The sequence below is a fragment of the Paenibacillus sp. JNUCC-31 genome, from assembly GCF_014844075.1.
GTDB lineage: Bacteria > Bacillota > Bacilli > Paenibacillales > Paenibacillaceae > Paenibacillus.
In genome coordinates, this window is sequence record NZ_CP062165.1 from 4,602,218 (window position 1) to 4,628,590 (window position 26,373).

25 protein-coding genes are annotated in these 26,373 nt (G+C 45.6%); 20 read left to right on the forward strand and 5 right to left on the reverse strand.

Going from position 1 to position 26,373, the window contains the following annotated elements:
* Window positions 1-48 precede the first annotated feature (48 nt).
* From JNUCC31_RS19990 to JNUCC31_RS20050, 13 genes are all read left to right on the forward strand, one after another.
* Window positions 49-624 carry a TerD family protein gene (locus tag JNUCC31_RS19990; protein ID WP_192263794.1) on the forward strand — a complete coding sequence of 192 codons (576 nt, stop codon included), beginning with the start codon at window positions 49-51 and terminating at the stop codon, window positions 622-624.
* 111 nt (window positions 625-735) lie between these two features.
* Window positions 736-1,317, forward strand: coding sequence for a TerD family protein (locus JNUCC31_RS19995; RefSeq protein ID WP_192263797.1), 582 nt, complete (start codon window positions 736-738; stop codon window positions 1,315-1,317).
* Between the two features lie 24 nt (window positions 1,318-1,341).
* A complete protein-coding gene (locus JNUCC31_RS20000) occupies window positions 1,342-2,586 on the forward strand; it encodes a TerD family protein (RefSeq protein WP_192263800.1) in 1,245 nt (414 codons plus the stop codon).
* 29 nt (window positions 2,587-2,615) lie between these two features.
* A complete protein-coding gene (locus JNUCC31_RS20005; RefSeq protein WP_192263803.1) occupies window positions 2,616-3,350 on the forward strand; it encodes a TerC family protein in 735 nt (244 codons plus the stop codon).
* 143 nt (window positions 3,351-3,493) lie between these two features.
* Window positions 3,494-4,690 (forward strand): HpcH/HpaI aldolase/citrate lyase family protein, encoded by a 1,197-nt coding sequence (locus JNUCC31_RS20010; protein WP_228469129.1) that lies wholly within the window; start codon window positions 3,494-3,496, stop codon window positions 4,688-4,690.
* Window positions 4,626-6,026 (forward strand): phosphoribosyltransferase family protein, encoded by a 1,401-nt coding sequence (locus JNUCC31_RS20015; protein ID WP_192263810.1) that lies wholly within the window; start codon window positions 4,626-4,628, stop codon window positions 6,024-6,026. The genes JNUCC31_RS20010 and JNUCC31_RS20015 overlap by 65 nt, the downstream gene beginning before the upstream one ends.
* Before the next feature lie 11 nt (window positions 6,027-6,037).
* On the forward strand, window positions 6,038-7,189 hold the full coding sequence (locus JNUCC31_RS20020; RefSeq protein WP_192263813.1) for a cysteine protease StiP family protein: 1,152 nt from the start codon (window positions 6,038-6,040) through the stop codon (window positions 7,187-7,189).
* A complete protein-coding gene (locus tag JNUCC31_RS20025) occupies window positions 7,186-8,013 on the forward strand; it encodes an HAD family hydrolase (protein WP_192263816.1) in 828 nt (275 codons plus the stop codon). Before JNUCC31_RS20020 ends, JNUCC31_RS20025 begins: the two co-directional genes overlap by 4 nt.
* Window positions 8,010-9,056, forward strand: coding sequence for an ATP-grasp domain-containing protein (locus JNUCC31_RS20030; RefSeq protein ID WP_192263818.1), 1,047 nt, complete (start codon window positions 8,010-8,012; stop codon window positions 9,054-9,056). The genes JNUCC31_RS20025 and JNUCC31_RS20030 overlap by 4 nt, the downstream gene beginning before the upstream one ends.
* Window positions 9,057-9,202: 146 nt before the next feature.
* Window positions 9,203-9,934, forward strand: coding sequence for a hypothetical protein (locus JNUCC31_RS20035; RefSeq protein ID WP_192263822.1), 732 nt, complete (start codon window positions 9,203-9,205; stop codon window positions 9,932-9,934).
* An 11-nt stretch (window positions 9,935-9,945) separates the two neighbouring features.
* Complete coding sequence (locus JNUCC31_RS20040) at window positions 9,946-11,049, forward strand: toxic anion resistance protein (protein ID WP_192263825.1); 1,104 nt, start codon at window positions 9,946-9,948, stop codon at window positions 11,047-11,049.
* A 367-nt stretch (window positions 11,050-11,416) separates the two neighbouring features.
* Window positions 11,417-11,989 carry a hypothetical protein gene (locus JNUCC31_RS20045; RefSeq protein ID WP_192263829.1) on the forward strand — a complete coding sequence of 191 codons (573 nt, stop codon included), beginning with the start codon at window positions 11,417-11,419 and terminating at the stop codon, window positions 11,987-11,989.
* 286 nt (window positions 11,990-12,275) lie between these two features.
* Window positions 12,276-12,557: a hypothetical protein gene (locus JNUCC31_RS20050; RefSeq protein ID WP_192263831.1), complete on the forward strand. Its 282-nt coding sequence runs from the start codon at window positions 12,276-12,278 to the stop codon at window positions 12,555-12,557.
* A 379-nt stretch (window positions 12,558-12,936) separates the two neighbouring features.
* On the opposite strand, the gene JNUCC31_RS20055 is transcribed toward JNUCC31_RS20050, so the two are convergent.
* The gene (locus JNUCC31_RS20055) at window positions 12,937-13,185 is read right to left on the reverse strand and encodes a hypothetical protein (protein ID WP_079349941.1); all 249 of its coding nucleotides are present in this window, start codon (window positions 13,183-13,185) and stop codon (window positions 12,937-12,939) included.
* Between the two features lie 160 nt (window positions 13,186-13,345).
* On the opposite strand from JNUCC31_RS20055, the gene JNUCC31_RS20060 reads away from it, so the two are divergent.
* The gene (locus JNUCC31_RS20060) at window positions 13,346-14,701 is read left to right on the forward strand and encodes a lipase family protein (RefSeq protein ID WP_192263834.1); all 1,356 of its coding nucleotides are present in this window, start codon (window positions 13,346-13,348) and stop codon (window positions 14,699-14,701) included.
* Between the two features lie 40 nt (window positions 14,702-14,741).
* Window positions 14,742-15,038: a WXG100 family type VII secretion target gene (locus JNUCC31_RS20065; protein WP_192263850.1), complete on the forward strand. Its 297-nt coding sequence runs from the start codon at window positions 14,742-14,744 to the stop codon at window positions 15,036-15,038.
* 103 nt (window positions 15,039-15,141) lie between these two features.
* Here the strand turns inward: JNUCC31_RS20065 and JNUCC31_RS20070 are convergent, their stop codons facing one another.
* The 4 genes from JNUCC31_RS20070 to JNUCC31_RS20085 all read right to left on the reverse strand — a co-directional run bounded on the left by JNUCC31_RS20070 (window position 15,142) and on the right by JNUCC31_RS20085 (window position 19,796).
* Entirely contained in the window at window positions 15,142-15,672 is a 531-nt protein-coding gene (locus tag JNUCC31_RS20070; protein ID WP_192263853.1) for a hypothetical protein, read from the reverse strand.
* A 365-nt stretch (window positions 15,673-16,037) separates the two neighbouring features.
* Complete coding sequence (locus JNUCC31_RS20075; RefSeq protein WP_192263857.1) at window positions 16,038-17,201, reverse strand: Ger(x)C family spore germination protein; 1,164 nt, start codon at window positions 17,199-17,201, stop codon at window positions 16,038-16,040.
* Entirely contained in the window at window positions 17,198-18,703 is a 1,506-nt protein-coding gene (locus JNUCC31_RS20080; RefSeq protein WP_192263860.1) for a spore germination protein, read from the reverse strand. The genes JNUCC31_RS20075 and JNUCC31_RS20080 overlap by 4 nt, the downstream gene beginning before the upstream one ends.
* Window positions 18,660-19,796 carry an endospore germination permease gene (locus tag JNUCC31_RS20085; protein WP_192263863.1) on the reverse strand — a complete coding sequence of 379 codons (1,137 nt, stop codon included), beginning with the start codon at window positions 19,794-19,796 and terminating at the stop codon, window positions 18,660-18,662. The genes JNUCC31_RS20080 and JNUCC31_RS20085 overlap by 44 nt, the downstream gene beginning before the upstream one ends.
* 198 nt (window positions 19,797-19,994) lie before the next feature.
* On the opposite strand from JNUCC31_RS20085, the gene JNUCC31_RS20090 reads away from it, so the two are divergent.
* The 5 genes from JNUCC31_RS20090 to JNUCC31_RS20110 all read left to right on the forward strand — a co-directional run bounded on the left by JNUCC31_RS20090 (window position 19,995) and on the right by JNUCC31_RS20110 (window position 26,189).
* Window positions 19,995-20,888: an NAD(P)-dependent oxidoreductase gene (locus tag JNUCC31_RS20090; RefSeq protein WP_192263866.1), complete on the forward strand. Its 894-nt coding sequence runs from the start codon at window positions 19,995-19,997 to the stop codon at window positions 20,886-20,888.
* 282 nt (window positions 20,889-21,170) lie between these two features.
* Window positions 21,171-21,902, forward strand: coding sequence for a nuclease-related domain-containing protein (locus JNUCC31_RS20095; RefSeq protein ID WP_192263869.1), 732 nt, complete (start codon window positions 21,171-21,173; stop codon window positions 21,900-21,902).
* Between the two features lie 380 nt (window positions 21,903-22,282).
* The gene (locus tag JNUCC31_RS20100; protein ID WP_192263872.1) at window positions 22,283-23,170 is read left to right on the forward strand and encodes a hypothetical protein; all 888 of its coding nucleotides are present in this window, start codon (window positions 22,283-22,285) and stop codon (window positions 23,168-23,170) included.
* A gap of 117 nt (window positions 23,171-23,287) precedes the next feature.
* Entirely contained in the window at window positions 23,288-25,096 is a 1,809-nt protein-coding gene (locus JNUCC31_RS20105; protein WP_192263875.1) for a sensor histidine kinase, read from the forward strand.
* Between the two features lie 16 nt (window positions 25,097-25,112).
* Complete coding sequence (locus JNUCC31_RS20110) at window positions 25,113-26,189, forward strand: response regulator transcription factor (protein WP_192263878.1); 1,077 nt, start codon at window positions 25,113-25,115, stop codon at window positions 26,187-26,189.
* Window positions 26,190-26,373 lie beyond the last annotated feature (184 nt).

The following is a 26,373-nucleotide window of genomic DNA, read 5'->3' on the forward strand; positions in this document are numbered from 1 at the left end:
GGAATAACATTTTGTATCTAATATTACAGCGAAGCGGAGATGAATCGAATGGCTATCAATCTATCCAAAGGTCAAAAGATCGACTTAACGAAAACAAATCCAGGACTGGCCAAAATCACTGTAGGTTTGGGCTGGGATACGAATAAATATGATGGCGGCAAGGATTTTGACCTGGATGTATCCGTATTCTGCGCTAATGCGGACGGTAAGGTTGACGGAGAGAAGAATTTTATTTTCTTCAATAACCCGCAAAATGAAAATGGTTCGGTAGTGCATACGGGCGACAACCGTACGGGCGAAGGAGATGGCGATGATGAGCAAGTAAAAATCGATCTGCCTAATGTTCCGGCGAATATCGAGAAAATTGCGTTCACCATCACAATCTATGAAGCTCAGGAACGCAGCCAGAATTTTGGACAAGTGTCCCGTGCATATGTACGTATTCTGAATGAAGCGAATTCCGAAGAACTGATCCGTTTCGATCTGGGCGAAGACTTCTCCATCGAAACAGGTGTTGTTGTTGGTGAATTGTACCGTCATAGCGGTGAATGGAAATTCAGCGCGATTGGTAGCGGTTATCAGGACGGTCTGGTCGGCCTTACGCGCGACTACGGTCTGCAATAGGATTCATTTATTAATCTGTGACCATATAAAAGTCAGGGAAGCCGTCAATTTGGCGGTTTTCCTTTTCATTAGAGAAAGGTATTTCAACAATAAAGAAAGGTGGACGAATATATGACAATTAGCTTGGCTAAAGGACAGCGTATTGATCTAACGAAAACGAACCCTGGCTTGACACGGGTTGTCGTAGGCCTTGGATGGGATACCAATAAATATAGCGGTGGAGTCGACTTTGACTTGGATGCTTCTGCATTTCTGCTTCATGAAGATGGCAAAGCCAAAGGTACGGACGACTTCGTCTTTTACAACAACCCAACGGGTGGTGCAGGTTCATTAACGCATACTGGGGATAACCGTACAGGCGAGGGAGAAGGCGATGATGAGCAGATTATCGTGGATTTCAGCAAAGTCCCTGCAAATATTACTCGGATTGGCATTACCGTAACCATTTATGATTATGAAGCGCGCGCACAGAATTTCGGTCAGGTGTCCAATGCGTTTGTTCGCGTTGTAGATGCGTCCAATGAGCGAGAGGTTTTACGTTATGATCTGGGCGAAGACTTCTCCACCGAGACAGCTGTTGTATTCTGTGAATTCTACCGCTCGGGTGCGGATTGGAAGTTCCAGGCGATCGGCAGCGGTTTTGCTGGCGGACTTGCAGCTCTGTGTCAGAACTACGGATTGGACGCCCAATAAGAGAAGAAGAAAGGTGAACCTGTTATGGCTGTAACTGTCGTCAAAGGGCAAAAGACGGACTTGACCAAAACCAATCCCGGGCTTTCCCGTCTTACGGTTGGTATTGGCTGGGACTCTTCCTCAGCTCTTGAACTTGATACATCTGCATTCCTTCTTGGTGCTGGCGGTAAAGTGTCAGGTGATGAAGATTTTATCTTTTATAACCAGCCGACAACGGCATTTATTACGTATAAAGACACACCTCAGCAGACCGATAAAAAGCAATTTGATATTGATCTGAGCAAAATCCCTGCTCGTATTGAGAAGATTGCGTTCAGTCTGACGATTTATGAAGGTGAGTCCAGAAACCAAAGCTTTGGACAGGTTCAGCATACCTATATCCGCTTTGGGAATGCCAATAGTGGACAGGAAGCATTGAGATATGACTTAGCCAGTGGGTTTACAGTCGAGACGGCGATCGTCATTGGCGAGTTGTACCGACATAATGGAGAGTGGAAATTTAATGCGGTGGGTTCCGGTTTTGCTGGCGGACTGAATGCCCTGTGCGGCAATTTTGGAGTGAGTGTAGAGAGTGATACTTCAGCTTCACAGCCTGTTCCTCCAACACCCCAGCCGCCCGCACCGAAGCCTCCAGCTCCACCTGCTCAGCCGCCTCAACCCAAGATTGAACTGAACCTTAACAAGATTGAACTGAAGAAAAAGGGCGACACGATCAACCTGAAGAAAAATTCTGGCGGACTTGGGGAGATTTTAATTAATCTCAACTGGAATCAACAGACCAGCCGAGGGTTATTCGGGCGAAACAAGAGTGTGGATCTGGATCTCGGTTGCCTGTTTGAAATGAAGGACGGTAGTAAAGGAGTCATCCAGGCACTGGGAGAATCATTCGGGTCTTTGAACCGATATCCATACATTTCGTTGGATGGAGATGACCGAACAGGGTCCGTGAGAACTGGAGAGAATTTACGCATTAACGGTGCGCATATCTCCGATATCAAGCGCATTCTGGTGTTCACTTACATTTATGAAGGGGTTACGAATTGGTCACAAGCCGATGGCGTAGTCACGATCAACCAGAAAGACGGACCTGATATTATCGTGCGCATGAATGAATATGGAAGCTCCTTGGGAATGTGTGGAATTGCTATGTTCCGCAACGTAAATGATGAGACGTTCAGTATTGAGAGAATTGTCCAGTTCTACAATGGACACCGTGCCCTGGATGAAGCCCATGGGTGGGGAATGCGCTGGACTGCCGGCAGTAAATAACAATTTGAGTTAGCGGAGGCTCTCTTTTCATGTTAAGTGATTTTTTCAAAAGTATTAGCGAGAACTATGGCCATTTTTTCTCTTGGACCGAGATTGTGGCTACGCTCTCTGACCCTGTAAGTTGGGGGATTATTGGTAGTCTGATCTTGCTGGAAGGGCTTCTATCCGCAGATAATGCGTTAGTGCTGGCCGTTATGGTTAAACATTTGCCTAAAGAACAACAGAAGCGCGCGTTGTTTTATGGTATTTTGGGAGCTTATATTTTCAGGTTTATTGCCATTGGGCTGGGGACATTCCTCGTCAAGATTACCTTGATCAAGGTGCTTGGAGCGTTATACCTCTTGTACATTGCCTACAAAGGACTATTCAAGTCTCAGGCAGAGGAAGATCAGGAAGGCAAGCAATATTCATTCTGGAAAACCGTGCTTATGGTCGAGTTGATGGATATTGCTTTCAGTATTGACAGTGTTATTGCAGCATTTGGTATCAGTGAGCAGATTTGGGTACTCTTCCTCGGAGGCATTATCGGGGTGCTCATGATGCGTGGTGTTGCACAGGTTTTCCTTAAACTCATTGACAAGTTCCCTGAACTGGAAAAAGCAGCATTTGTCCTTATTGCTATTATTTCAGTGAAAATGATGTTGAGTGCTTTTGGTATCCATATCTCAAATGTGATCTTCTTCTCATTACTGATTGCTGTATTTGCTGGAGCCATGCTCCTCAGTTCTGCCAGAAGAAAAAAAGAAAACAAAGGTCAGGCCTAATCATTTTCGTCACATTTGCCACATCAATCCCTCCGCTTCTTGGAGGGATTGGTTTTTATACCCCGACAGCATTCATTTGACGATGCAGACTGGCTTCAAGTCAGATGTGTAAGGAGGAGAATAACCTGAAATATTTTAATTTTTTGAACTCAGAGGAGGAAGAAACGTTATTTTTTTCTTCGCCCGTATCGTTTAGTCATCGAACCTCCAAAGAAATACTGGCATACGCTGTTGGGGCTGCTTTGTACATGCCGGCTACCCGTCCGCATATTGCGGACGATATTATGAACGGTAAGCATGAAGGACTCACGACCATCATTATTGATCTGGAAGATGCTGTAGGAGATGAGCAAGTTGAGTTTGCGGAACAATGTTTGGCCCAGCATCTTACACTAGTTGCAGAGTACATGGAGACGGGAATGCTGCTTTCCAGCAGAATGCCTTTGCTTTTTGTACGGGTAAGATCTCCAGAACAGTTGGAACGTCTTTTTGAAATACTGGGTGAACGGATATCCCTGCTGACAGGTATTGTCCTGCCGAAGTTCAACTGTGAAAATGGACGTGCTTATTTGCAGCTTGTTCACGAATATAATCAGCAGAAAAGTAGCGCACATGCAATCCTATACGCCATGCCAATTTTGGAGACAGCGGAAGTGATCTACCGTGAGACGCGCTGGGATACATTGCTCCAGTTGAAGCAGATCGTGGATGAGTATGCACAGTATGTACTGAACATTCGAATTGGAGCGACGGATTTCTCAAGCCTCTTTGGACTGAGAAGAAGTCCGGAACTCACCATATATGATATTGCAACCATTCGTGATTGCATATCTGACATTATCAATTTATATGGACGCGTAGACAATGGTTATGTGATATCGGGTCCAGTCTGGGAATATTTTAGCCAGCGTGAACGAGTGTTTAAGCCGCAATTAAGACAGACACCATTTGAGGAATCACTGGGCAAGACAGGCCGGAATCTCAGAATGAAATATATTTCGAACTCCATGGACGGAATGATGCGTGAAGTCATGATGGATAAGGAGAACGGTATTATAGGAAAAACAATCATTCATCCGACACATATCAAGCCCGTTCAGGCAATGTATGTTGTTACCCATGAAGAGTTCATGGATGCACAAAGCATTGTAGCTCGCAATGACGGAAGTTTAGGGGTTTTCAAAAGCGTGTATACCAACAAAATGAACGAGATCAAGCCGCACTTGAGTTGGGCTAAACGAATTTTAATCCGATCACAAATATATGGGGTGTTACATGAACAGCAACATTTTGTCGGGCTCTTGCCCAAACACGAACCAACTTACGTTTCCTATTCTTGATCAGTTCAATGTCACGATTGAGGCTACCCACAATCCTTTGGAAATCCCACTGGAGAATCTATTCTCCATGGCGGCTCGCTTGAATAAAAAGAGATCATTTCTCTTTGTCAGTAAGTTACTTGGCAAGCATATTGCCGTCAATCCCTATACCTCGCTATTAAGCGGGGCTGCCCTAGCCGTTCTTCTGTATGAAGATCTAAGTCACGGAGAGGACAAGCGCATTTCAGAATGGAAACAACGGATGGTTCACGGATTGACAGACCCGGATCAAGCTCGAGAGGCTTATGAGTATTTAATGGATGTCGGAATGACTTTGCCTGAAGAGGTGAAATTCGTCGGTTTCGCCGAGACAGCCACTGCTCTCGGTCACAGCATGTACGAATTATTCTCTGATCATGCAACGTACATTCATTCTACAAGGGAGTATCTGCCTGAAATAGAGCCTCATATTCAATTCGAAGAGGAGCATTCTCATGCGATGTCTCATCGCTGTTACGCATTGGACTCCGAATCACTCGCAGAGGGTGGACCTCTTGTCCTTGTGGATGATGAGATGACAACGGGCAATACAACATTGAACATTATTAGGGATATCCAGCGCACTTATCCGCGCAAGAAATATTATATCGCTTCTTTGCTGGATTGGCGCACAGATGCGGATGAGCAAAGATTCTCTGCGCTGGAAAATGAACTTGGAATAACAATTACACCATTATGCTTGTTAAAAGGGAAAATTCAGGTCATGGGTGAACCATTGATCGATGCTTCCAGAGAGAAACTGGTGTATGAACCCTCATCGTCGATAAGTGTTTTGTCTGTAGCAGGTGAAATGGAGCAATGGGCTGCTGTCTCTGCTGATTCGGAGGGGAATCGCTCGTCAATTCCCTATCTTCGATATACAGGACGGTTCGGAATTCATTCAGCCCATAATCCCGTTCTTAGTTCAGGTATTTCAAGGATCGCAGCTCTTTTGCGAGAAAAAAGGAAGGGCCAGCGCACCCTTGTTATGGGCACAGGCGAGTTTATGCATATTCCGATGCGGGTTGCAGCTGAAATGGGTGACGGGGTGCTGTACCAGTCCACGACTCGAAGTCCCATCTATCCTGTGAATTACCCGGGATACGCTGTTATTGCTGGTGAAGGATATGCTTCGCCAGAAGATCCGGCTGTCCAGAATTACATCTATAATGTATCCCCGGGGCAATATGATGAGATTTTTGTACTGATGGAAAGACATATGTCCGAAGTTCACATGCAGCCTATGATGGATGTATTGTCACGACTCGGATGTAAGCAAATATACGTGGTGTACTGCGGTGTTCCACAGGAGGGCTGAGAAGACAAGCTATGAATTTATCTACGATTGAAAGTATGATGAAGCGCAAGATTAAATCCCCTGAGCCGCTGGGCAGTTATGACTCGTCCGATGTTGTGTTTTTATTAAAGGACTTAAGCAACATTCATTTGGAAAAAGAGACCGGAGAGCGTGAACATGCCATTCAGTCGGGTGTGCATTATTCGGAAATGCTACCCGTGGAGTATCACCCTACGGATGAATATATGGAGTTATTTCACGATACTTTAGCACAATCGGCGGAGAAAGTGGCTATGGCTGCTGCCGTGGTAGCAGAGATGATCGTGCGCAAGAGGGGATTGGACACCGTTCTGGTCTCGCTCGCTCGTGCAGGAACGCCAATTGGCATTTTGGTCAAACGTTATATTTCAATGAAATATAACGTGGATATGCCTCATTACAGTATTTCCATTATTCGCGGAAAAGGAATTGATGAGAACGCCATTCTATATATTTGGCAACAGCATGGATTGAATGCACCTATTCAATTCATTGATGGATGGACGGGTAAGGGGGCCATTCGTAAAGTACTGGTTGAAGCCTGCGCGAAGATGGAGGCGCGTTACGGTATTCGACTAAATGATGATCTGGCCGTGCTTGCTGACCCAGGCCAATGTTCTGAAACCTATGGCACTCGAGAGGATTATTTAATTCCGAGTGCTTGTCTGAACTCGACAGTGTCCGGTCTGATGAGTCGTACCGTACTACGGGAGGACCTCATTGGACCGGATGACTTCCATGGAGCCAAGTGGTATAAGGAATGGGCTTCTTCCGATCTGTCGGTTGTTTTTGTGGACAAGGTGGTCGATTACTTCACTAAGGTTGAACAAGAGGCATCCCTTCAAGCCGATGAAGCACTGTCTCATCCCTCAGAAGTGACTTGGCAGGGAATGGAGGATATCCAAGCCATTCAACAGGCATTCGGTATTCAAGATGTAAATCTGATCAAGCCGGGGATTGGAGAGACTACACGCGTACTTTTGCGTCGTGTACCTTGGAAGATCCTGATTGACCGCCCGAACAATCCCAATCTGAAACATATTATGCTGCTGGCAGAAGACCGCGGAGTCCCCGTTGAAGTGTTTCCTGGATTGAGCTACTCCTGTTGCGGTATTATTCAATCGGTAAGGGGGGACGGCGAATGATCTATGCAAGCGATCTGGATCAGACCCTGATTTATTCTCGCCGCTCCATGGGCGTTTCCGACGATTCTTCGGGATTGGTTCCAGCCGAATGGATTCGGGGTGAGTTATCAGCCTTTATGTCAGGTGATGCGTTACATCAGCTCAAGACTCTCCCCAAAGATATCTTTTTTATCCCTGTAACTACACGGACCGTAGAGCAGTACCAACGCATTCGGATTTTTCAGCAGGACGTCATTCCGGCTTATGCGATAACGAGCAATGGGGGGAATATTCTGATTGACGGTGAAGTGGACCTGTCCTGGAACAAGTATGTCCGCTCTCAACTTCAGCAGCATTCGGTGGAGGCTGTTGAGGTGAGGCAGATGTTTGGCGATGTGCTGAACAGCGACTGGGTTGCAGGGGAGCGACTATGTGATGACTTGTTCTTTGCCTTTGTGATTCACCGTGACCGTATGCCGATAGAGCAAGTCAAAGAGAAGATTCAGGCTTTGGAAGCACTAGGATGGGAGGCCTCCATTCAAGGGCGCAAGCTATACCTTGTTCCTTCTGGAGTAAATAAGAGAGCTGCGGTAGAACATGTTCGGCAGCGGATCGGAAATGGTCCTGTTATTGCTTCAGGGGATTCTCTACTGGACCGTTGTCTACTTGACTTCGCAGATTATGCTATTGCTCCGCGCCATGGTGAACTTTACCGAGAGAAGCAGCGGAATTCTGACTTGATCCCTTACCAATTTACCAAACAATCCGGTATATTTGCCGCCGACGAGATATTGGAATATGTTCGTTCTATACACCACGTTGCGATAGGAGATGCTGTCTCATGAACAAGACCCGTATTTATTTTAATCGTTGGTTTTCGGTGGCATATCACTATATGAATCTGATTCGAAACAACGAAGATGGTTTAGCATTCGAGATCTACGGCACACATTCCGATCCGAACAACATGGCGCTTCAGGGATGTGACCACGCAGAGCTAGAGCCGAAGGTTACGGGAAGAGAGTACGTTGATTTCTGTCTGGATTTTTGCCGTAGACACCAGATTAATGTGTTTATTCCACGTCTCCATATGCTGGATATTAGCAAGCATGTTCACCTCTTCGAAGAGATTGGAACCAAAGTCTTGGTTTGCACAGATACAGAATTACTGGCGCGACTGATGGAGAAGGATCGTTTCTATGAATCTGTGCGTGAATTGGGAATTATGAATATCCCGGATTATTTCACCGTTAGCAACGCTTCACAGTTCAAACAGGCTTATGAGGCACTCTCTGGCTCTGGTCATGAGGTGTGTTTCAAACCATGTAACGGTGAAGGTGGGATGGGATTCAGGGTTATCGATAACAGTCGCAATCCGCTAGAGGAGTTGTTTGGGCATACCCAGAACCGCATCTCTTTTGAAGATGCATTCCGTGCATTTTCTTCTGTGGAATCCTTCCCCAATATTATGGTCATGGAACGACTCGAGGGGTATGAGTACAGTATTGATTGTCTAGCTGACAGTGAGGGGAATTTACTGGCGGCTGTCCCACGCTGCAAAGCAGGTGGGCGTTTAAGAAGGCTTGAAGAGCATACTGAACTATTGAAAGTTGCCAGTGATGTTGCTGCTGCTTATCGCATTCCTTATAACTTCAACATCCAGATGAAATATCGCAAGGAGACTCCGAAACTTCTGGAGATTAATCCACGAATGTCTGGAGGATTACACGTATCCTGTCTATCGGGAATCAACTTCCCTTATCTGGCTGTGAAGCTGGCTCTAGGTTATGAAGTAGGTCCCTTATATCCACAGTATGGTATATTGGGGAGTCATGTAGAACAGCCACTGATTATGGATGCGCAGAAGGTTAAGAACATTAAAGTTTAGTTTCCAAACATTGACACCTTCTGACTGGTTTTTTTACAATACGATTATATAGATGATCTTGAGAGTTACACAGAAACGAAGTGATCAAGTGTAGTCTTCATTTGTTCATTGTATACCATGTGTTGTTACAGGCAGGAGGATACAGGATGTTACGCAAAACAAAAATTGGACTGGGCGCGTTGATTGGATATGGTATCGCGGCCGCCAGTAGTCCCTTTGTTCCCGAATTTGTCTCATGGGCAATTCCAGCTCTGGCTACTATGGTAGGTGGTTTGATCCCCTCAACAAAGCCTCAACAACGGCAAGTTGAAACATCAGGGGCAGCCCAGAGGTCTGTTAAGGGTCAAGGAAATGGTGGAGAATTGGAGAGAGCCACCAATGACCGATCTATCGTGACACCCACAGATGATAGATCTCAGATAACAGCACAATCAGGAGGAACCAGAACGGGACGCCAGCATGATCAGTCTGAACAGGACCTTGTATTTGGACCTGTTATTGAATATCTCGAAGTATTGGAAGATATGGTCATCTCCGAAGGACAGAAGAATGAATTGGACAATGAGATAGTTGAGAAGTCGTTAGCCTTATTTGCAAGATTGCAGCGTGTTATCCCTGCACTGAAAGAATTAAACAACGGGGACATAAACCACACGATGCGCAGATTGGTTTTGAAGGATCTAAATGGTTTCATCAATCCATTCCTTCGTCTGAGTGGAGAAGCCAAGCGTACAAACCGACGGATGTTGTTAAACGGATTGAAAGATGTGGATTCAAAAATTTCCGAGATTGTATCTACCATAGAACATAAAGATTTATTGGAGCTTCAGAACAAGGCAGAGCTTATTCATCAAAGGTATAATAGCTCCGAATTATAGGAGGGATTGGCATGGCAACTGATTATGTTCCATTAAAGCAGGAAGACGAGCAGCGAATTAACCAGGAAGCGACCCAACTGATTCAAAAAGTTTCGCAGAGTGATGTATTTCATCTGGATACATTAATGGATGACATCGGCAAGTTGGGTGTAAGAACACAGGAAAAAGCCGGCCAAACGCTGAAAATGCTGGATCGTCCTGTGAATGACCTCATGTCCGGGAATCGGGCTGAAGTGTCTAACATGATATTGAAATTGCGTGATGAGTGCGAAAGTCTGCAACAGAGCAAGAACGTCAGTTTTGTAGGACGTTTACTTCGCAAAAGTCCCCTGAAGAACTATGTATACCGATATCAGTCTGTTCGAACCAACATAGACAGCATCATCAACGGGTTACGTGACGGGAAGGACAATTTGGAAGAGAGTATCGTAAACATGCGTCAGCTGAAACGTTCCTCGATCCAGGAGATATACAACCTGCAGACCAAGATTGCTTTCGGTAATCAGCTTAAAGGATTGTTTGAGGCAGAGATTGCCAAGCCGGAAAATGAGAACCGTAAAGCACATCTGGAGCGTGGATTGCGCAAAGTTGTTACACGTACACAATCTATGACTGAGATGATCATGCTGTATAATCAGGCGATTGCGGCGACAGATATCATTAATGACAACAATGACAAACTCATTGACTCCGTGAATAACGCTATAGACAAGACGGCTAATTTGATTACGGTATCCGCGATGATTGCTATGGCTTTAAATGATCAGGAGAAGGTTATTTCGGCTGTAGAAGCTACGAACAAAACGATTGAAGATCAGTTTAAAGAGAATGCGAGATTGCTGCGTACCACAACGGAGAAGACCAATGACCTATTATCCAAACCATCCATGTCTATTGAGTCCGTTAATCAGGCGATCGGAGACTTAATGTCTGCTCTTGATCTGTCTGAGCAGTCCAATCGCCGTATTATTGAGAGTTGTAATGACTATACAACCAAGATGACTGCATTGAACGCAGGTATGAGTGAGAGATTGGGACTGGAGGCTCCGAAGGCTGCAGCCATTCAAGGGAAAGGCCAGCCTGATGCCAATTCGTTAAGCTCTTATTTGGATTAAAACTCGTTTTCGTTAAAAAGAGACGCTGCGGCGTCTCTTTTTGTTTTCATAAATAGATTTATAGAGATCCACACTTGAATAACGGATTTGGTTTATAAGGGTCTTCACCCGGCAATAATAGGCATACATTGAACTCTCCTGCATACAATCTGGTAAGTAAAGAAGGATGCATTTTTCATAGGAAAGGAGTTGGATTTATGCTAACTATAGTTATTGCCGGCATTGCTTGCGTTTTAATCGTTGTTGCCAGCAGTGAGAAAGCAGAGTCGATTGCGGAGTTGAATGACCGTTAATCTTCTGTATTTTTTATTGAGCGTTTGATAGAATGAAGGTAAACTTTGGAAATGTGTGAAGGAGCTTACTCAACATGCTGGAATTTTCATTCGAGATTATTGATGAGACTAAGATTAACATTCAGTACAAATACGGTAATCAGTTTTTTAATTTTAATCTGTTTTGGTCCAATGGCAATTGGACATTGCATCCTTTTGACGGCATTCTTATCGAAAATCGGGAGATGTGCAGCCTAATTGTAGCGGAATTGCTGAAGAATAAGGATTTTCATGTCATGCTTGCAAAAGAAAAGATTATGCTTTCCCATTTACGAACTACCGTAAATCTTCAACCAGACGACGAACCGGAAGAGTTCGAATTAAACCGTCGAATTGCCGATCGGTCATATCAGGATGATGATGGCCTGATGAGTTACATAGAAAATCATAGTTTTGAAGAGATTCTTCAACTGGAGCAGCAGCAGATCCATGCAAGAGTGGAATTTTTCCAGCAAATTATTCAGAGAATGTTTATGGAAGGTATTGGACCAGAAGATGCTGATTTTGGCAAGGTACAATCCATTATTCGAATCTACAAGGATACTCTCGCTAGACTGGGGAATATCAATGATACCAATATGGGCGATTACAATAGCAAAAGATGGTAGAGGTTTTTGAATCTGATCTATTGGTGAGAGGTTGAATTAAAGATTGATAAAGAAGGGATTCGATCCCTTCTTTTTTTGGGTTCTTCGGGAGTTCGTTCTTGTATGATCTGCTTCCTCAGGAATAGAATGATACGGAAGATTATCATGTACAGGACATGACGATTAAGCAGATATGGGATTAAATGAACATGTGGAGCTTCTACATTTATGGTGACGGCAGGTTTTCGATAAAACTCCAAACTTTGGATAGTGTTACCTTGTTAATTAGGTCAGGAGGGGATAAGGGATGACAAAACCTATAGTGGCTGAGCAGGAAGAGGCGCGCTTATATGGCGAGTTGCAACGTGTGCTGGAGGATGTAGAAGAAGGGGAACAGCGGCAAAAAATGTTGAATCATATGATCAGACAAGTCAAGTTTGCCCAATGGCGAACACGGCGACTCCGCAGGTTTGATCAATACTTCCAGAATCTAAGGCCAGCATCACTTTGGATCATGTTAGCTACTGGGGCGCTTATGCCAGTTGTGTTATTCAGCATATTTATATGGATATCCTTATGGGTGGAATGAGCCTGAGAAGAAGAGGGTAAGTACCTTCGTTAAATGAATTGCATTTTCATGTCAGGGGGCAGTGGCAAATGTATGAATCATGTGTACAGTTACTGCCTCACGTATACACGCAAAAGTGTGAGATTGTTTCTGGTAACAACTGCCTAGGTATTTGAAAGAGTCGGCTTCTACTGCCCAAAAGAGATAAAGACTTTTTGCTTATTTTTCAGTTGTTATATACACGTTACACCGAAGATGCACTATAATGATGCTGCTTCTTTGGGAAAAAGAGGATGAAATTTGATGATATTTAGTCCCTATTACATAATTAAAGAGCCTTATTATTAAAGGCCCTCTGATAAAAAATCGTATATGTTCCTATGAGTTTGAAAGAGTTCATTTATTTAAGAGGTTTGATTTCATCAGGCACTGAACCCGTCTTGACTTCATAGGTATCATAGTCGACCATAGTGAATATCTCCTGATCTTTGTTTCCTTTCACATAACCAGTTAAAGAAACGGTATGGGATAAATCAGCGGGAATAAACTTATGGTCTGTAAATTCAACATCAATTCCATATTTTTCTTTAAAATAGGTTTGGCTTGCTACTTGGGCTTTTTGGATAATCTCTTTTTTCTCGTTGGACATACATCCTCCTAAAGTGAATGATATAGCGCAGATCATTAATATAAAAAGTAATCCTGATTTTTTCAATTAATCACCTCATATTCCTAATGTTGTCGTTTGATAATGTGCATTATACAACTTCCGTTAACTAGAAGAAAGGGTGAATAGGATGGATAAATACATGACTGACGAATTATATTTAAAAATATCTGAGCTTGCATATACGGATGTTCCTGCAGGCCGTAGTGACATTTTGGACAAGGATGAGTACAAGGAATGGAGAACGGTTGAACCAAAGGATGCAAGTCTGCACAGTGCGTATTCAGGATTTGATGCTGTAGTGCTTGAGAATCCCAAAACAAATCAAGTTATCATCGGCTATAGAGGTACTGAACCTGAAGGTATTATTGGAAAAGCAGCTGATATTGAGACAGATGCCTTCGATGTGGTAGGTGGCAGAACCAGAAGACTTGAGGATGCAATCACGGATCCAGAACGCCATAATATATTTAAAAATAGTCCCTTCAAGCTGATGAAGGATAACATGGATTGGGAAAATAATCAGTTTCACCAAGCTGAGGAATTGTATGAGGCGGTGAAAGTGGCGTATCCTGATTCAGACATTTCATTGACTGGGCATTCCCTTGGTGGCGGTTTGGCTCAATATGTAGCTGCACGTCAGGATGTGTCTGGCATGACATATAGTGCTCCAAGCGTAACGAATCTTCTGGATGATGTAAGCTTAGCCAAAGTGAATGAGGGTCATTTTGATAACAAAATGGTTAACGTGGTTCATCCCAATGATTCTGTAGGGGCTGGGGGAATAAGTGAATATGACAGGCACGTAGGAAATACCGTGTATAAGGGTCAGGACTTTGACACCGCGAATGCAATGTACCAGAACTGGAAATTTCAGTTTCAGTTAAAGGTTCCTTTTCAGCCTCTGGGCGCAGGCTCGCCCATGTTAGTTCATGATGTAAGAATAGGTGTGGATCTGGACAAGCTTCATGTGGGTGATATTATGAGATTTTTTGATTCATTCTCGAAGGACGAAGGCAAGGGATATCATTCCATGGATCAATATGAGTTTGATGAGCATGGAAATCTGAAAGGTCCGCTAATAGACCGGAGCACAGGGGAAACCATTAATATTTCTCCAAGATGGACGGCCCATCAGAAAGCATTAGCCACGTTCTCAAATTTGATGTCAGGCATTGTTCCTCCGTTGATCGCAGCGGCTACAGGAAATGTTGGTGGATTGGGCGGGGGTAAGATTCAATTAACACCGGAAGAGTTAGCGCAGGCTGCTAGGGAGATGAGGCTAAGTTTAAGTGGCTTCTCGAGCGATGCCCAGGCTTCGATTCAGATGTTTCAGACACATATATCTACCAGCGACAGTCAGTCCTTTACGCCCATTGCCTATAACGCAACAGCAACACTGCAAGCAATTAATCGTTGGTATCAGGAATCCATCAGCGAAATTGCGGAGTATATCGAACGTAAAAGAGAGGATTTTATAATCGCAGACCAACACTAATGCTTTTCTACATAGAAGGACTAACAGGAGGAAATGAGAAATGGGCAGAATATCCATATCCTTGTCTGATTTAAGAAGGGCTGTTCTGCAATGTGAGCAGTTGCAGCAACGGCTTATGCAGCAGGAACAGAAAATGCGCTCCATTCATGGCCGATTGCAGCAAGACTGGTTCGGTACATCCGCAAATGAACTGACATATAAGATGCAGTCCTTTATGGATGGGGCTTCTGCAAAGCTGACAGAACTTGAAGCCCACAAAGAAGAACTGAAGCGATATATTCGTAAAATGGAGGAAGCGGACAGAGAAGACCGCAGGAATCGCAGCCGGATACAATAATACCTCTTCACAAGAAGATAGTTAGATAGGAGTGAGTCTTCCCATCTAACTATTTTGGTTTATTTATACATTGGAGCAGCTTCATCTGAGTAGCCGATACAGATTAATGTGTAGCTGACTTCGCTTTATTCAACGTCTGAATCTTCTCTTGCATGTACTGGTGGTAATCGCGAAAACTGCTAATGTGGTGCAGGGAGTCGGAGTTTTCAGATTGGATCTTGATTTTCCCGTCCTGTGGTAAGTCTTTCATCTCAGCAACCACTTGTTTCGAGCCCTGAATATCTCCCGACATGTCCTGAATTCGCTGTAACAGAGTTGGATGACCTTCATGTTGCAGCATTTCAGCGAGCGGTCTCATTTCCTCCAGCTTCTGGCTTGACCGTTCAAGGGTGGTCATCACTTTGTCTCCATCCATGCTCGCATTCAGCGAAACCATGCGATGGATGTGATCCTTCTCCATCCGCTCCAGTGCCTCCAGGTGAGAAGCCTCCAGGCGTTTGGGATCGTTCCAACTCTCGGATTGCACAGTATCCGTCTGCTCCGAAGCCTGATTCATATTGGTATTGCCACAGCCCCATAACAGAGTCGAGCAAGTTAACACCGTTCCAACGGCGATAATGCTTTTTAACCTCATGTTGTCACTCCTTCAATAATTTCCTTATGGTAGTATGAGCCGTAAATTGGTAATTATGCATACAAACCAATGGATCAGAAGGTCCAACCTTTTGGCATGGGTATCGTTTATAAAAGTAAAGAGATGCTTGTAAAAGGGGAAGCCAATGAAACTCTACACTCACAACATTTGGCGATGGAGTACGACACTGTTGTATCCACTGCTAATATTTTTAGATAGGAGTTGGACGGGACAGCCCCATCCATGGATCACGTTAACCATTGCCATTGTATTTTGTTTTCGACCCTTCTCAACCCGCTGTGCAAAATAATCGGAACATCAACCAACAAATCCCCTTGTCCGTTACGACAGGGGATTTGTTATAGCTACACTTTCCTACGGAATTTACCCGTGTATGGAATCGTAATATAAATGTTCAGCTTCTGAATGGAATCTTCCGTAAGGATCATCTTCGAGCCGTTGTTGGACAGCTTACGCCAAAGACTTGGATTTTTGCGATAAAGTTTCTCCTGAAGTCCATAGATATCGACCCCTTTTTGCAGACCTGCGCGATATGTTTTCAGGATTTGATCCCGTATCGTTTTCTCGCTGAATTGGACCATCTCATCATAGGAAATTGGGCTGAGATATTCATACAAGGCGGTCAAGTACTTGGCATCGATATTGAAATGAACTTCATTCCCACGAACAACAGGGTCAATCTTGATTTTTGGCAAACCCACGCTGAGCACGCCATAGATCGTTCCCTCATTTTCAATAATTAATGGCGCTCGTCGCATGTCTTTGAGTAGCCAAGGGTATCCAGAAAGCTTGCTGTGGGGCAAATATTCGAAATCATTTCCGGTTCTTTCAAAAAAAGCACCGTCAATGATAAACAATTCATGATTCTTTTTGTTCTGCGACCAATGATTCTTGTTCAACGCGATGCAAGGCAGATAGGTTGTCGTGGATGCATCGTTATGTGTGGCAATGAGCTTGAAACTGAGCACTGGAGGGTAGAGCGATTCTTCCAAAAATGAGGGAAGAGGGTTGTGCAGAATGCTGTCCAGCGGCGACATATTGTATAAGGAGGTGGTACTCAAAATATTTTCCAGCGGTTCACGAGTGCCATACACCCAGGTCGTATATCGCGACTCAGGGAAGCGACCCAACATATCAAATGCATCCTTGATGTGATTGCTTGTCAGGATGCTTTCGGCCATGACAATGGCCGTCACATGCCCCCAGGCGATATGAAGCTGGGAACTTCGGAACAGCTCGTTGACTGCCAAATTCAATGTTTTTCCCGCTGCATGTCCAACCCATACGGGCGGGCTTTCCGCTGTTTTGGTTGGGCTGTCACTCTTGGCCACACTGGCAAAGTCCATGGTCTGAACATACATGTGGTACATCCCATCCCTGTAATCTATTCCGATCGCTTTGGCATAGTCGACCTGTTGGATTTCATAGGCACTCCAGCACCCGCTGGTCACCAAACATAGAGAGAGACTTAACAACCCTAGCAACCATAGGTGCATGAGCCGTTTCATCGATCATTGCCTTCTTTGCGCGGCTTCTGTGTTTCCAGATAGACAGGTCTGCGTTTCATCCATCCCTTCGGCAGTTTGAACAAGGAGGCCAGAGCCTGTTTGAAATTAAGCGGGGTGAGCGGTGTCAGATAAGGAATACCGAACGATTTCAGGTCGGTCAGATAGATCAGGAACAGAATAATGGACAGAATGAACCCGTATATCCCGAGGGATGCCCCCAGTACAAAACAGAAAAAGCGCAGAATCAGAACTGAGCTGGTCATGACCTGATTCACAATGGTTGCCCCGGCCACCACGGTAACGGCAATGACAACAATCATGAGCGGGGAAACCATCCCTGCACGGATGGCTGAATCCCCGATAATCAATCCGCCAACAACGGTCAGTGTCTGACCGATGGCGCTCGGAAGCCTTACCCCCGCTTCCCGGAAGAGCTCCATCAAAAGCATAATGAGAAACATCTCTACACTGGACTCCATGGGCAGGCCCATTCGTCCAACCGAGATCGTGGCTACCAGCGGAAAAGGCAGCTGATCCATATGAAATGAAGTCAGTGCAATATAGAAGCCGGGCAGGAATACGGTCACCAATAGCCCGATAAAGCGCAGCATGCGGCCCATATTCACCGGAAGGAATGGGAAGCTGGCATCCTCGGGGGATTTGAGAAGCAGAAACAGATTAACGGGACCAATGATGACGCTTGGATTGCCATCCACGATGAGGATGAACCGACCGTTCAGAAGACATTCCGAGGCAAAATCGGGTCTGCCGGTGTAATGGGTTACCGGAAACAGTGTAATTTTCGAAGGGGACAGCAATTCTTCCAATTCATTAGCTGTCATGATTCGCTCGATGTCGATTTTGCGCAGTCGATCCTTGACATCATTGATTAACTCGGGATTGGCTATATTTTTGATATACATCAGGGCTACTTTGGTCATGGAGCGAGAGCCGATTAATTCAATATTACAGGCTAATTCGGCTGTACGCAGACGTGTACGAATCAAGGCGATATTGACGGACAAGCGTTCGATAAATCCGTCTCGGGCTCCACGGATGGATACTTCAGTGGTGGACTCTTCCGGTGTCCGGGTCGGAATGTTGGATATATCCATGCTCCACATCGTCTGAAGAGAAGGGACGCAGATGAGCATATGTCCCTCAAATACCCGCAGTGCCATGAGTTCCGTCCCCAGTGCCTCATTTTCCAGATCCATACGGGTCCATTGAAGTGTGACGGACTTTTCGATATCGGATGTCCGAACAAAGTGAGTACTCTCGTAGGTTCGCGTCAAATCGGGAAGAATAATATCATATATGGATTTGCTATCTACCATGCCACTGCAATATACAACAACAATCTGTAGGGAAGAATCCCCGATCATATGACTGCTGATAATGACATCGTCTGAACCTGCAAAAAACGTCGTCAGATTATGCTCATTGATTCGGAATGGCTCAGCCAGATGAGGGTTCTTCTTTGGTGCTGTTTTGATCGGCATGGGTCGGAGCCTCCTTGTCTTTTTTGTGAATGAGTGCAGCCAGGGTCAACAGGATGGTGATTATGGATACATAAACCAGCATCACGGGAAACTGAATATGGCTTACATAATAATCAACGTAATCTATCCTCCACCACTGAGCAGCTACGAAGCACATGATAAAGGTGACCGTTAATATGGCAATATACCTCTTTTTGGGTCTGCGAAAATCGAGCAGATCCACGATAAGATAAATGGAGATAGCCACTCTGGCAAAAGAACCGCTCAGCCATTGATATATGGAAAGGAAATCCACGTGCTGAAGCAACTTTCCGATGTTTACCAGTTTCCATTGCTCGTAGGGGCTATTTCGTTGTTTGGCGGCTTCTTCCGGACCAAACTCAACAATGGCTCCAAGGGTAGGCCCGACGGCCATACTGAGCATGAATAGTCCCAGCAGAAGGAGATGCCACCAGCGAATTTTGCTTTTGACATCGTGTTGAAACAGCATCAGTATCCATATCTCCATCAGTCCGGCAAGCGAATAGATCATACCTTTCAGGACAGGACCGGTACCATACTCCATCATCGGGAAAAGTTGTCCGTAGTCCTTGTATTTCATGTTCGCTGACATCACGAAGTATCCAAGCATTATCACGAAGGGAAGCAGAATGCTTGAAGTCATGGCAATGGAACGTATGCCTTTGGCAGCAGCCCAGGCAGCAACTAATGCACCGCCTCCTGCAAGCACATAGGGTGGGGTGAATTGCAGATAGGTAGACACCGTCCAATTGGTTGTTTCATATAACGTATGTGTTCCCAGACTGAGTAACAGCAGCGATGCAGTAATTCGAAAAATCCATGAAGGCACCATGCCGAATTCGCGGGTAATCCAATCTGTTATCCGCTGTCCCTGTACCCGCTTGATGATAATGAACATCATACAGAGAAATAACATAAATAAAGGTGCAGCAGCCAGTACAGATAACCAGCCGTCTCTGCCTGCCTGATCCAGAATTGCCGGAATGGACAGAACATGACATACGAGCCCGGCACTCAATAAAATGATGGAAAAGGATAGCCAAATCGTGATTTCACCCTTTTCACGACTCATGGGAATCCTCCTTTCCGAACGAGGAAGTTTCCGTTAGGTTGTACAGGAAATGGATTTTCGATTCCTGTTTTATCTTTTTGAACAATAGAAGACGAAACAAGATAGACGGAAGAGACAGAAAGCATTAACATACAGATATAGCACGTTTAGAAGACAAGCTCCCAAAAGAAACAGAGAGAAATAAGGAGGAAACCTACGATGACAAATACGACGAAGGCACCTGAAGAGACAAAAGTTGGCTTTATCGGTACAGGCGTGATGGGCAAAAGCATGGCAGGTCACATCCAGCAGGCAGGCTACCCGCTGCATGTCTACACGCGCACGGCCGCCAAAGCGGAAGCATTGGTGAAAGAAGGTGCCGTATGGCATGACACACCAGGCAAACTGGCAGCCGAGTGTGATGTCATCATCACGATGGTGGGGTATCCGAAGGATGTCGAGGAGATTTATCTCGGTGAAGAGGGTCTCGTTGCGAACGCCAAACCAGGAACATACCTGATTGATATGACCACATCCAGTCCGCTGCTGGCTTCACGTATCTATGAAGCCGCTGAAGCCAAAGGACTGCATGCATTGGATGCACCTGTATCCGGTGGAGATATCGGAGCACGGGATGGCAAGTTGTCCATTATGGTCGGCGGTAGTATGGAGGCCTTTGAAGCGGTTCGTCCGTTGTTCGAGCAGATGGGCACCAATATTGTGCTGCAAGGCAAGGCGGGAGCAGGACAGCATACCAAAATGTGCAACCAGATCGCCATTGCTTCAGGCATGATGGGTGTATGCGAGGCACTTGCCTATGCCAAGACATCCGGTCTGGACGCGGAGAATGTGCTGAAGAGCATCGCTACCGGTGCAGCCGGAAGCTGGTCACTTAGCAATCTCGGTCCACGTATGATTGCAGGCGATTATGAGCCCGGATTCTATGTAAAACATTTTATCAAAGACATGGGTATCGCTCTCGAATCCGCCAAAGCCATGGGCATGAAGACGCCAGGACTGGCGCTGGCCGAATCCTTATATCAGGAAATCTCAAGGAACGGTCTGGATGAGAAGGGTACACAGGTGCTTTACACATCCTATTTACAGGCTTAATGGCCACAACCAACCAGACCAGCAGCGTGTTCTTTTTCTTCAATAAGAAAGGAATGCGCTGTTTTTTTAAAATCTCCCCTCTTCTATGCGTCTAAAGTCACAGTATTGGTTAAAGAATCGTATATACTTTAGTTAAGTGTGGGATTTTGCTCCTCTTCCCTTTATTTTTGCCCCTCTTTATCCGACATAAGTAATAGAAGTATACATAATGGATGTGCAAGGACGTATCTCAACCCCTTAATGGTCACCTGTAACTCACACTATATAGAACGGAGCTTGCCCATGTTTAAAAAGATCCTGTCTCTGTTCAAGACACAACCAGAGCTTGCCAACCAGATTACAGCTTCCGCTCCAGCTATGCCGACATCCGGACCTGCGCCTACACGCCTGGTTCGCAGTCGGCGCAAATCCAAATCGCAAGAGGAGTGGACCCGTCAGCCGGAGGAGCCGAGTACTGCCCAGCAGCTGCATGGTCTTCCTGGTGAATACAAAGTTCTAAATGACTTGCTCGTTGCCAATACCAAGTCCCGATCGGGTTATTCATCCATTGATCATGTCGTCATTGGTCCCCGGGGTATCTTTGTCATTGAGACCCGAAACCTGACGACGGGTGAGATCCGCGGCGGCCGAAGAGAGGCTAACTGGACCGTCAGCAGCAGCCGTATCAAGATGTATAACCCACTGATGCAGCACCGTGGACATGTAGAGGCCATTCGGGCACACCTTGGTGATTATAAAAGAGTACGTCTCGTCTCGATGGTGACCTTCACCAATCGCTGCCGGATCAGCGTTGATCCCGCTGTGCGCTATGTCAATTCAGATGAACTGATTATCTATGATCATGAATTGGTGGAGACCATTCTGCGCAAAACGGAACGACTTGAGACCGAGGTTCCCGAAACGTTGTATAAAGAACAGGATGTTCAGGCGATCTACAACTTGTTGTCCGCAGTCAATTCCACTGATCCCCAGATTCGGGCTGATCATATGGAGAAGGCCAAAGGTATCAAATAAGCGAAACCTGAACCTGTTGCATCAATCAAGCGCGATGAATTGGAATTGAATAATTTGTGCTCTTTATTTCGGTCCATCACTTGATGTTAAAGTATGGATGAAATGAAGAGCACTGGATACATATCAACACGGTTATCCTTTCATGGATGACCGTGTAGTTTGTGTTTTGTCCGGGATTAGGGAATAGGTGAGGTTACATAAGGATTCAGGCATATTGTCGTATACACCCAGTATTTAACTTATGATAAAATAAAGACCAGATTATATGTTGAAGTACCCCTGTAATCTGAAAGGGTACTTATGGAATAAATAGGCTGTACATGCATTAAAGTAGAGGTTAATGCAATTCAGGTAACGTAAGATAAGGGGAAGATTATACAATGATATGGAATCATAGAATCAAGATGTTTACGGCCATTTTCAGCTTGGCTGCAATACTGACTGCATGTGGCGGAGGGGCAAAGGACGCAACAACGAATCAACCTGCTCAGGAAGCGGGTACAGCGAGCAATACTTTGGACACGTCCAAGACCGGAACAACGGCAGCAGATAGCGGTGACAAGGATTCCACCGACACAACGACTGCGAATGCAAATGACTCTGCATCAGAAGAGGGCAAGATTGGTTTGGATTCTACACTGGAGGAATTGAAGCAGAAGTATGCCGACAAGCTTGGCTATATTCGTGTCCCGCTTAATGACCATCCAGTTCGCAGGGTAAGTGAAGAAGGATCCAAAAATATTAACATTGCCAATTACAGTGATGCGGTAGTGGGTATGAACACAGGCATTCCGATTCACTCTGATTCACAGCGTTTGATCGATGATGCCTATCCTTTTTTCACAACTGTTCAGGCGCCAGACGTCTCCTATGTACCATGGGAAGAAGCAACCAATCTGGAGCGTGCCATGGTCAAAACGTTGTTTATCTCTCGTGAAGGTCTGCTCATCACCGAAGATGCAATGAATAATAAGGATTACAGCAGTAAATCATTTCAGGATTCCATGGACTTCTTTGAGGTAACAGCCAAATTTGAATCCATGGCACCGGTAGCGCAGCATCCATATGACATCACATTAAGTCAACTCTACGACAAAGCACGGGATTCATGGGGCAAGCTGGCTGCAATAGACCCTTCTCAAGACGAGGCGGCATTTGCAGAGATGTATAAGACGGCTCGAACAGACGCAAATAACGCAATGGGACTCCTGAACATTTTGCTATCCACCAATGAAGAAGAGCGTATGGAAGAGACGTACGGGAAATAGATAGGAACTCTGACTACCATGAACGTGGGGTCAGGGTTTTTCTGTTTTTTTGGATGGGGGTATGATATCTTTTTTTAGAAAAACCTGGTGTGGGACAAGGGTGAGGTGCGTAGGGCAATGAGGTGGTTTCATTTATGTAAACGCTTTAAATTCAGAACGAAACTGATTTTGTTTTTGTCGGCGGCGACCGTTTTGATATCAGGCATCACGGGGTTGATCACTTATCGCATACATATCTCGCTTTTTAATGAGGAAGTTAGTCGCCAGTATAGTCTTACCGCAGAACAGGTACTTGCAAGACTCGACTCCAGAGTCCACGACATGTATAAAGTGACGGACTACATTACGCTGAACCCCTCCGTGAAAAATGCAATCAGGACACAGGCTGCGGGCATTTCTTCCTATGATCAGATGAAGCTGGAGGATGAACTGGATGACCAGTTGTACCAGGTACGTCTGGATGCGCCCGAGATTATGGGGATTCGGATTTATGATCTAAAAGGAAATATATTTAATCTCGGCACATTTGCCAGTTCGTTTCAACAGATGGACCCTTCATATTTGGCTCAGATGGTCCATAAGCTGGAAGGGACGGGCGGGGAATATGTATGGAACCGTCTGGAAGCAGATGCTTTCCTTCAGGAGGAAAAATCGAACTGGATTCTCGCAGGGCGTTTAATGCGATCGGTTGATCTGGAGACCTATGGAGTCATGTTAATCCTCTTTAATACTTCCCTGTTTGAATCCTATCTCAAGGACCTGCGTCTTAATGAAGATATTGCCGCGTATTTGTTGGATTCTGATGGAAAACTGGTGTATGCGTTCCATAACCAAGATGCAAATCCACCACCGCTTACGCAGTTGAGCATGGGGGCAACCGAGATTCGGGACGAGCAGGGGACTACCCATTTGTATACGAAACAAACGTCGGACAAGACCAGATTTACATTGATCAGCAAAGTATCCTTATCCCAGATTCAGCACAAGGGCAAGATTATCGTCAAAGTGGCTGTGTTTTCCGCGGCAGCCAGCGTTCTGTGTTCCTGGATTATTATTACCATCATCAGTCGCAGGCTGCTGCGTCCCTTGGCCAGTCTGGTGAACGCGATGAAAAGAGTGCGTGACGGACAATTTGATACACGCGTTCCGATTCAGACACAGGATGAGCTCGGCTTCATTGGAGAACGATTCAATGCGATGGCATCACGGATCGATACGTTGATTCATGAAGTGTATGAGCGTGAATTAAGTGAAAAACAAGCCGAACTCAAGGCTATTCAGGCACAGCTGAATCCACATTTTCTGTATAATACGTTAAGCATGTTTTTCTGGAAATTCTATATGCTTGGAGATGAGAAGTCGGCGCGTCTGGTCACGGCCTTGTCCGAGATGCTGCAATATACACTGGAACCGGTTCAGCGGTTGACTACGCTGCAGGATGAGATGACCCAGATTGACCATTACTTGCAGATTCAGCAGGCCCGGTATCAGGAAGCATTGTCAATTGAAGTTTCCGTTCCTTCTGAATTGCTTCGTTGCCGGGTTATTCGGCTGCTTCTGCAACCCATCGTGGAGAATGTGTTTGTACATGCCTTTGCGAACAAAAGAGACAATCGCTGTCTGGAGATTCGTGGATTTTGTAACGGGGGAGATGATGCAGAACCGGACATGCTCATCCTGGAGATAACAGATAACGGATGCGGGATGGACCCGTCCATGATGGATCGTATTTTTGCACCCATGGCACACGCCGATGAGGAACGCCAACACATTGGCATGCGAAGTGTGCTCAGACGAATCGAGCTGATTCATGGTGAGCCTTATGGTGTTCAGATCGAATCTACTGCTGGGCTGGGCACGTTGGTACGGCTTCGTTTGCCCTATCAGGTGGAACAGGTTGCTGTACATGATCAGATTAAATGCTGAGAGGAGAATACATCCATTGAATGGACGAATGCTCGTAGTCGATGATGAAGCGATGTTTCGGCAAGGGTTGATACATCTGGTTCGCAACAATCCGCTCGGTTGGGAAGTGGTTGGAGAAGCGGCCGACGGCGAAGAAGCGCTACAGGCCGTGGGCACCTGTACACCGGATCTGATCATAACGGATATCAACATGCCGGTGATGGACGGCTTGGATCTGGCGGAACAGATCCATGATAGCGGTCAGGACATTATGATCATTATTTTGACCGGCTACCGGGAGTTCGAGTATGCACAGCGCGCCATCCGTTATGGCGCCATGGAGTTTCTGCTGAAGCCTTTCTCTATCGATGATGCCTGTCGTGTTCTGCGCAAAGCGCATGAGCGATACCGCCAGCGACAATCCGATAACCGGATCAGGGAACAGTACAGTCAGGCAGATCGTTTGGAGAGGTTGCGAGAGGAACTGGCCTCGCTATTGTTGAATCATCAAGTCCCACAGATGGAAGCGCGGATTGAGGAGTTGTTCAGCAAAGCCTCACGGATGCCTTTACCCGAATGCAAAGCCGAGATTCAGATGCTCATGAAGGTGATGACCGATCTGCTTGTACAGCAGTTGCGTATACAGGAGTCTGCGGGGGCTGACAAGTTCGGCCCTGATCCGTTGCTCTGGATTCATACGGTTCAGGAAGTGATGGCTTGGGCACGCTGCAAAAGTAAAGAATGGCTTGGTATGTTGGCGCGACTTATGCAGGAACAGCAGGATCATGTGGTCCCACGGGTCCTTCAGTATATCGAGATGAACTATTCCACCAACTGCACACTACAGGCCGCAGCCGCATATGTTCATGTGACCCCCAACTATCTCAGTTACCTGTTCAAAAAAGAAATCGGTCATGGTTTCAGCCAATACGTCAGCAAGCGTAGAGTGGAGAAAGCGAAGCTGCTGCTGTGCAGCACCCGGCAGAGCATGGCGGATATTGCCGAACAGACTGGGTTCGATAACTCCAGTTATTTTACAACCGTGTTCAAACAGATCACCGGGCTGTCGCCCCGTGAATTTCGCAAGCAGCCGAGCCTTGAGAGCAACGGATAGAAGTTGATGGAATCAGTCATCTTGTGTCTAAGCCAACCACGATCAAGATGGTCCTAACACCATGCTCGCTATCATCACAGCCCCACGATGTGGGGTTATTTTGCGTAGAAATTTAAAAAAGGATCGTTGAATATCAAATGTTTACGCTTACATTATTATCTAAAATACAACTATAGACATCAGC

Coding starts and splice junctions, on each gene's coding strand:
- JNUCC31_RS20025 (WP_192263816.1), top strand. CDS start 7,186: ATGATCTATGCAAGCGATCTGGATCAGACCCTGATTTATTCTCGCCGC.
- JNUCC31_RS20050 (WP_192263831.1), top strand. CDS start 12,276: ATGACAAAACCTATAGTGGCTGAGCAGGAAGAGGCGCGCTTATATGGC.
- JNUCC31_RS20005 (WP_192263803.1), top strand. CDS start 2,616: ATGTTAAGTGATTTTTTCAAAAGTATTAGCGAGAACTATGGCCATTTT.
- JNUCC31_RS20070 (WP_192263853.1), bottom strand. CDS start 15,672: ATGAGGTTAAAAAGCATTATCGCCGTTGGAACGGTGTTAACTTGCTCG.
- JNUCC31_RS19995 (WP_192263797.1), top strand. CDS start 736: ATGACAATTAGCTTGGCTAAAGGACAGCGTATTGATCTAACGAAAACG.
- JNUCC31_RS20100 (WP_192263872.1), top strand. CDS start 22,283: ATGATATGGAATCATAGAATCAAGATGTTTACGGCCATTTTCAGCTTG.
- JNUCC31_RS20015 (WP_192263810.1), top strand. CDS start 4,626: ATGAACAGCAACATTTTGTCGGGCTCTTGCCCAAACACGAACCAACTT.
- JNUCC31_RS20095 (WP_192263869.1), top strand. CDS start 21,171: ATGTTTAAAAAGATCCTGTCTCTGTTCAAGACACAACCAGAGCTTGCC.
- JNUCC31_RS20105 (WP_192263875.1), top strand. CDS start 23,288: ATGAGGTGGTTTCATTTATGTAAACGCTTTAAATTCAGAACGAAACTG.
- JNUCC31_RS20075 (WP_192263857.1), bottom strand. CDS start 17,201: ATGAAACGGCTCATGCACCTATGGTTGCTAGGGTTGTTAAGTCTCTCT.
- JNUCC31_RS20030 (WP_192263818.1), top strand. CDS start 8,010: ATGAACAAGACCCGTATTTATTTTAATCGTTGGTTTTCGGTGGCATAT.
- JNUCC31_RS20000 (WP_192263800.1), top strand. CDS start 1,342: ATGGCTGTAACTGTCGTCAAAGGGCAAAAGACGGACTTGACCAAAACC.
- JNUCC31_RS19990 (WP_192263794.1), top strand. CDS start 49: ATGGCTATCAATCTATCCAAAGGTCAAAAGATCGACTTAACGAAAACA.
- JNUCC31_RS20085 (WP_192263863.1), bottom strand. CDS start 19,796: ATGAGTCGTGAAAAGGGTGAAATCACGATTTGGCTATCCTTTTCCATC.
- JNUCC31_RS20045 (WP_192263829.1), top strand. CDS start 11,417: ATGCTGGAATTTTCATTCGAGATTATTGATGAGACTAAGATTAACATT.
- JNUCC31_RS20035 (WP_192263822.1), top strand. CDS start 9,203: ATGTTACGCAAAACAAAAATTGGACTGGGCGCGTTGATTGGATATGGT.
- JNUCC31_RS20080 (WP_192263860.1), bottom strand. CDS start 18,703: ATGCCGATCAAAACAGCACCAAAGAAGAACCCTCATCTGGCTGAGCCA.
- JNUCC31_RS20055 (WP_079349941.1), bottom strand. CDS start 13,185: ATGTCCAACGAGAAAAAAGAGATTATCCAAAAAGCCCAAGTAGCAAGC.
- JNUCC31_RS20065 (WP_192263850.1), top strand. CDS start 14,742: ATGGGCAGAATATCCATATCCTTGTCTGATTTAAGAAGGGCTGTTCTG.
- JNUCC31_RS20040 (WP_192263825.1), top strand. CDS start 9,946: ATGGCAACTGATTATGTTCCATTAAAGCAGGAAGACGAGCAGCGAATT.
- JNUCC31_RS20020 (WP_192263813.1), top strand. CDS start 6,038: ATGAATTTATCTACGATTGAAAGTATGATGAAGCGCAAGATTAAATCC.
- JNUCC31_RS20090 (WP_192263866.1), top strand. CDS start 19,995: ATGACAAATACGACGAAGGCACCTGAAGAGACAAAAGTTGGCTTTATC.
- JNUCC31_RS20060 (WP_192263834.1), top strand. CDS start 13,346: ATGACTGACGAATTATATTTAAAAATATCTGAGCTTGCATATACGGAT.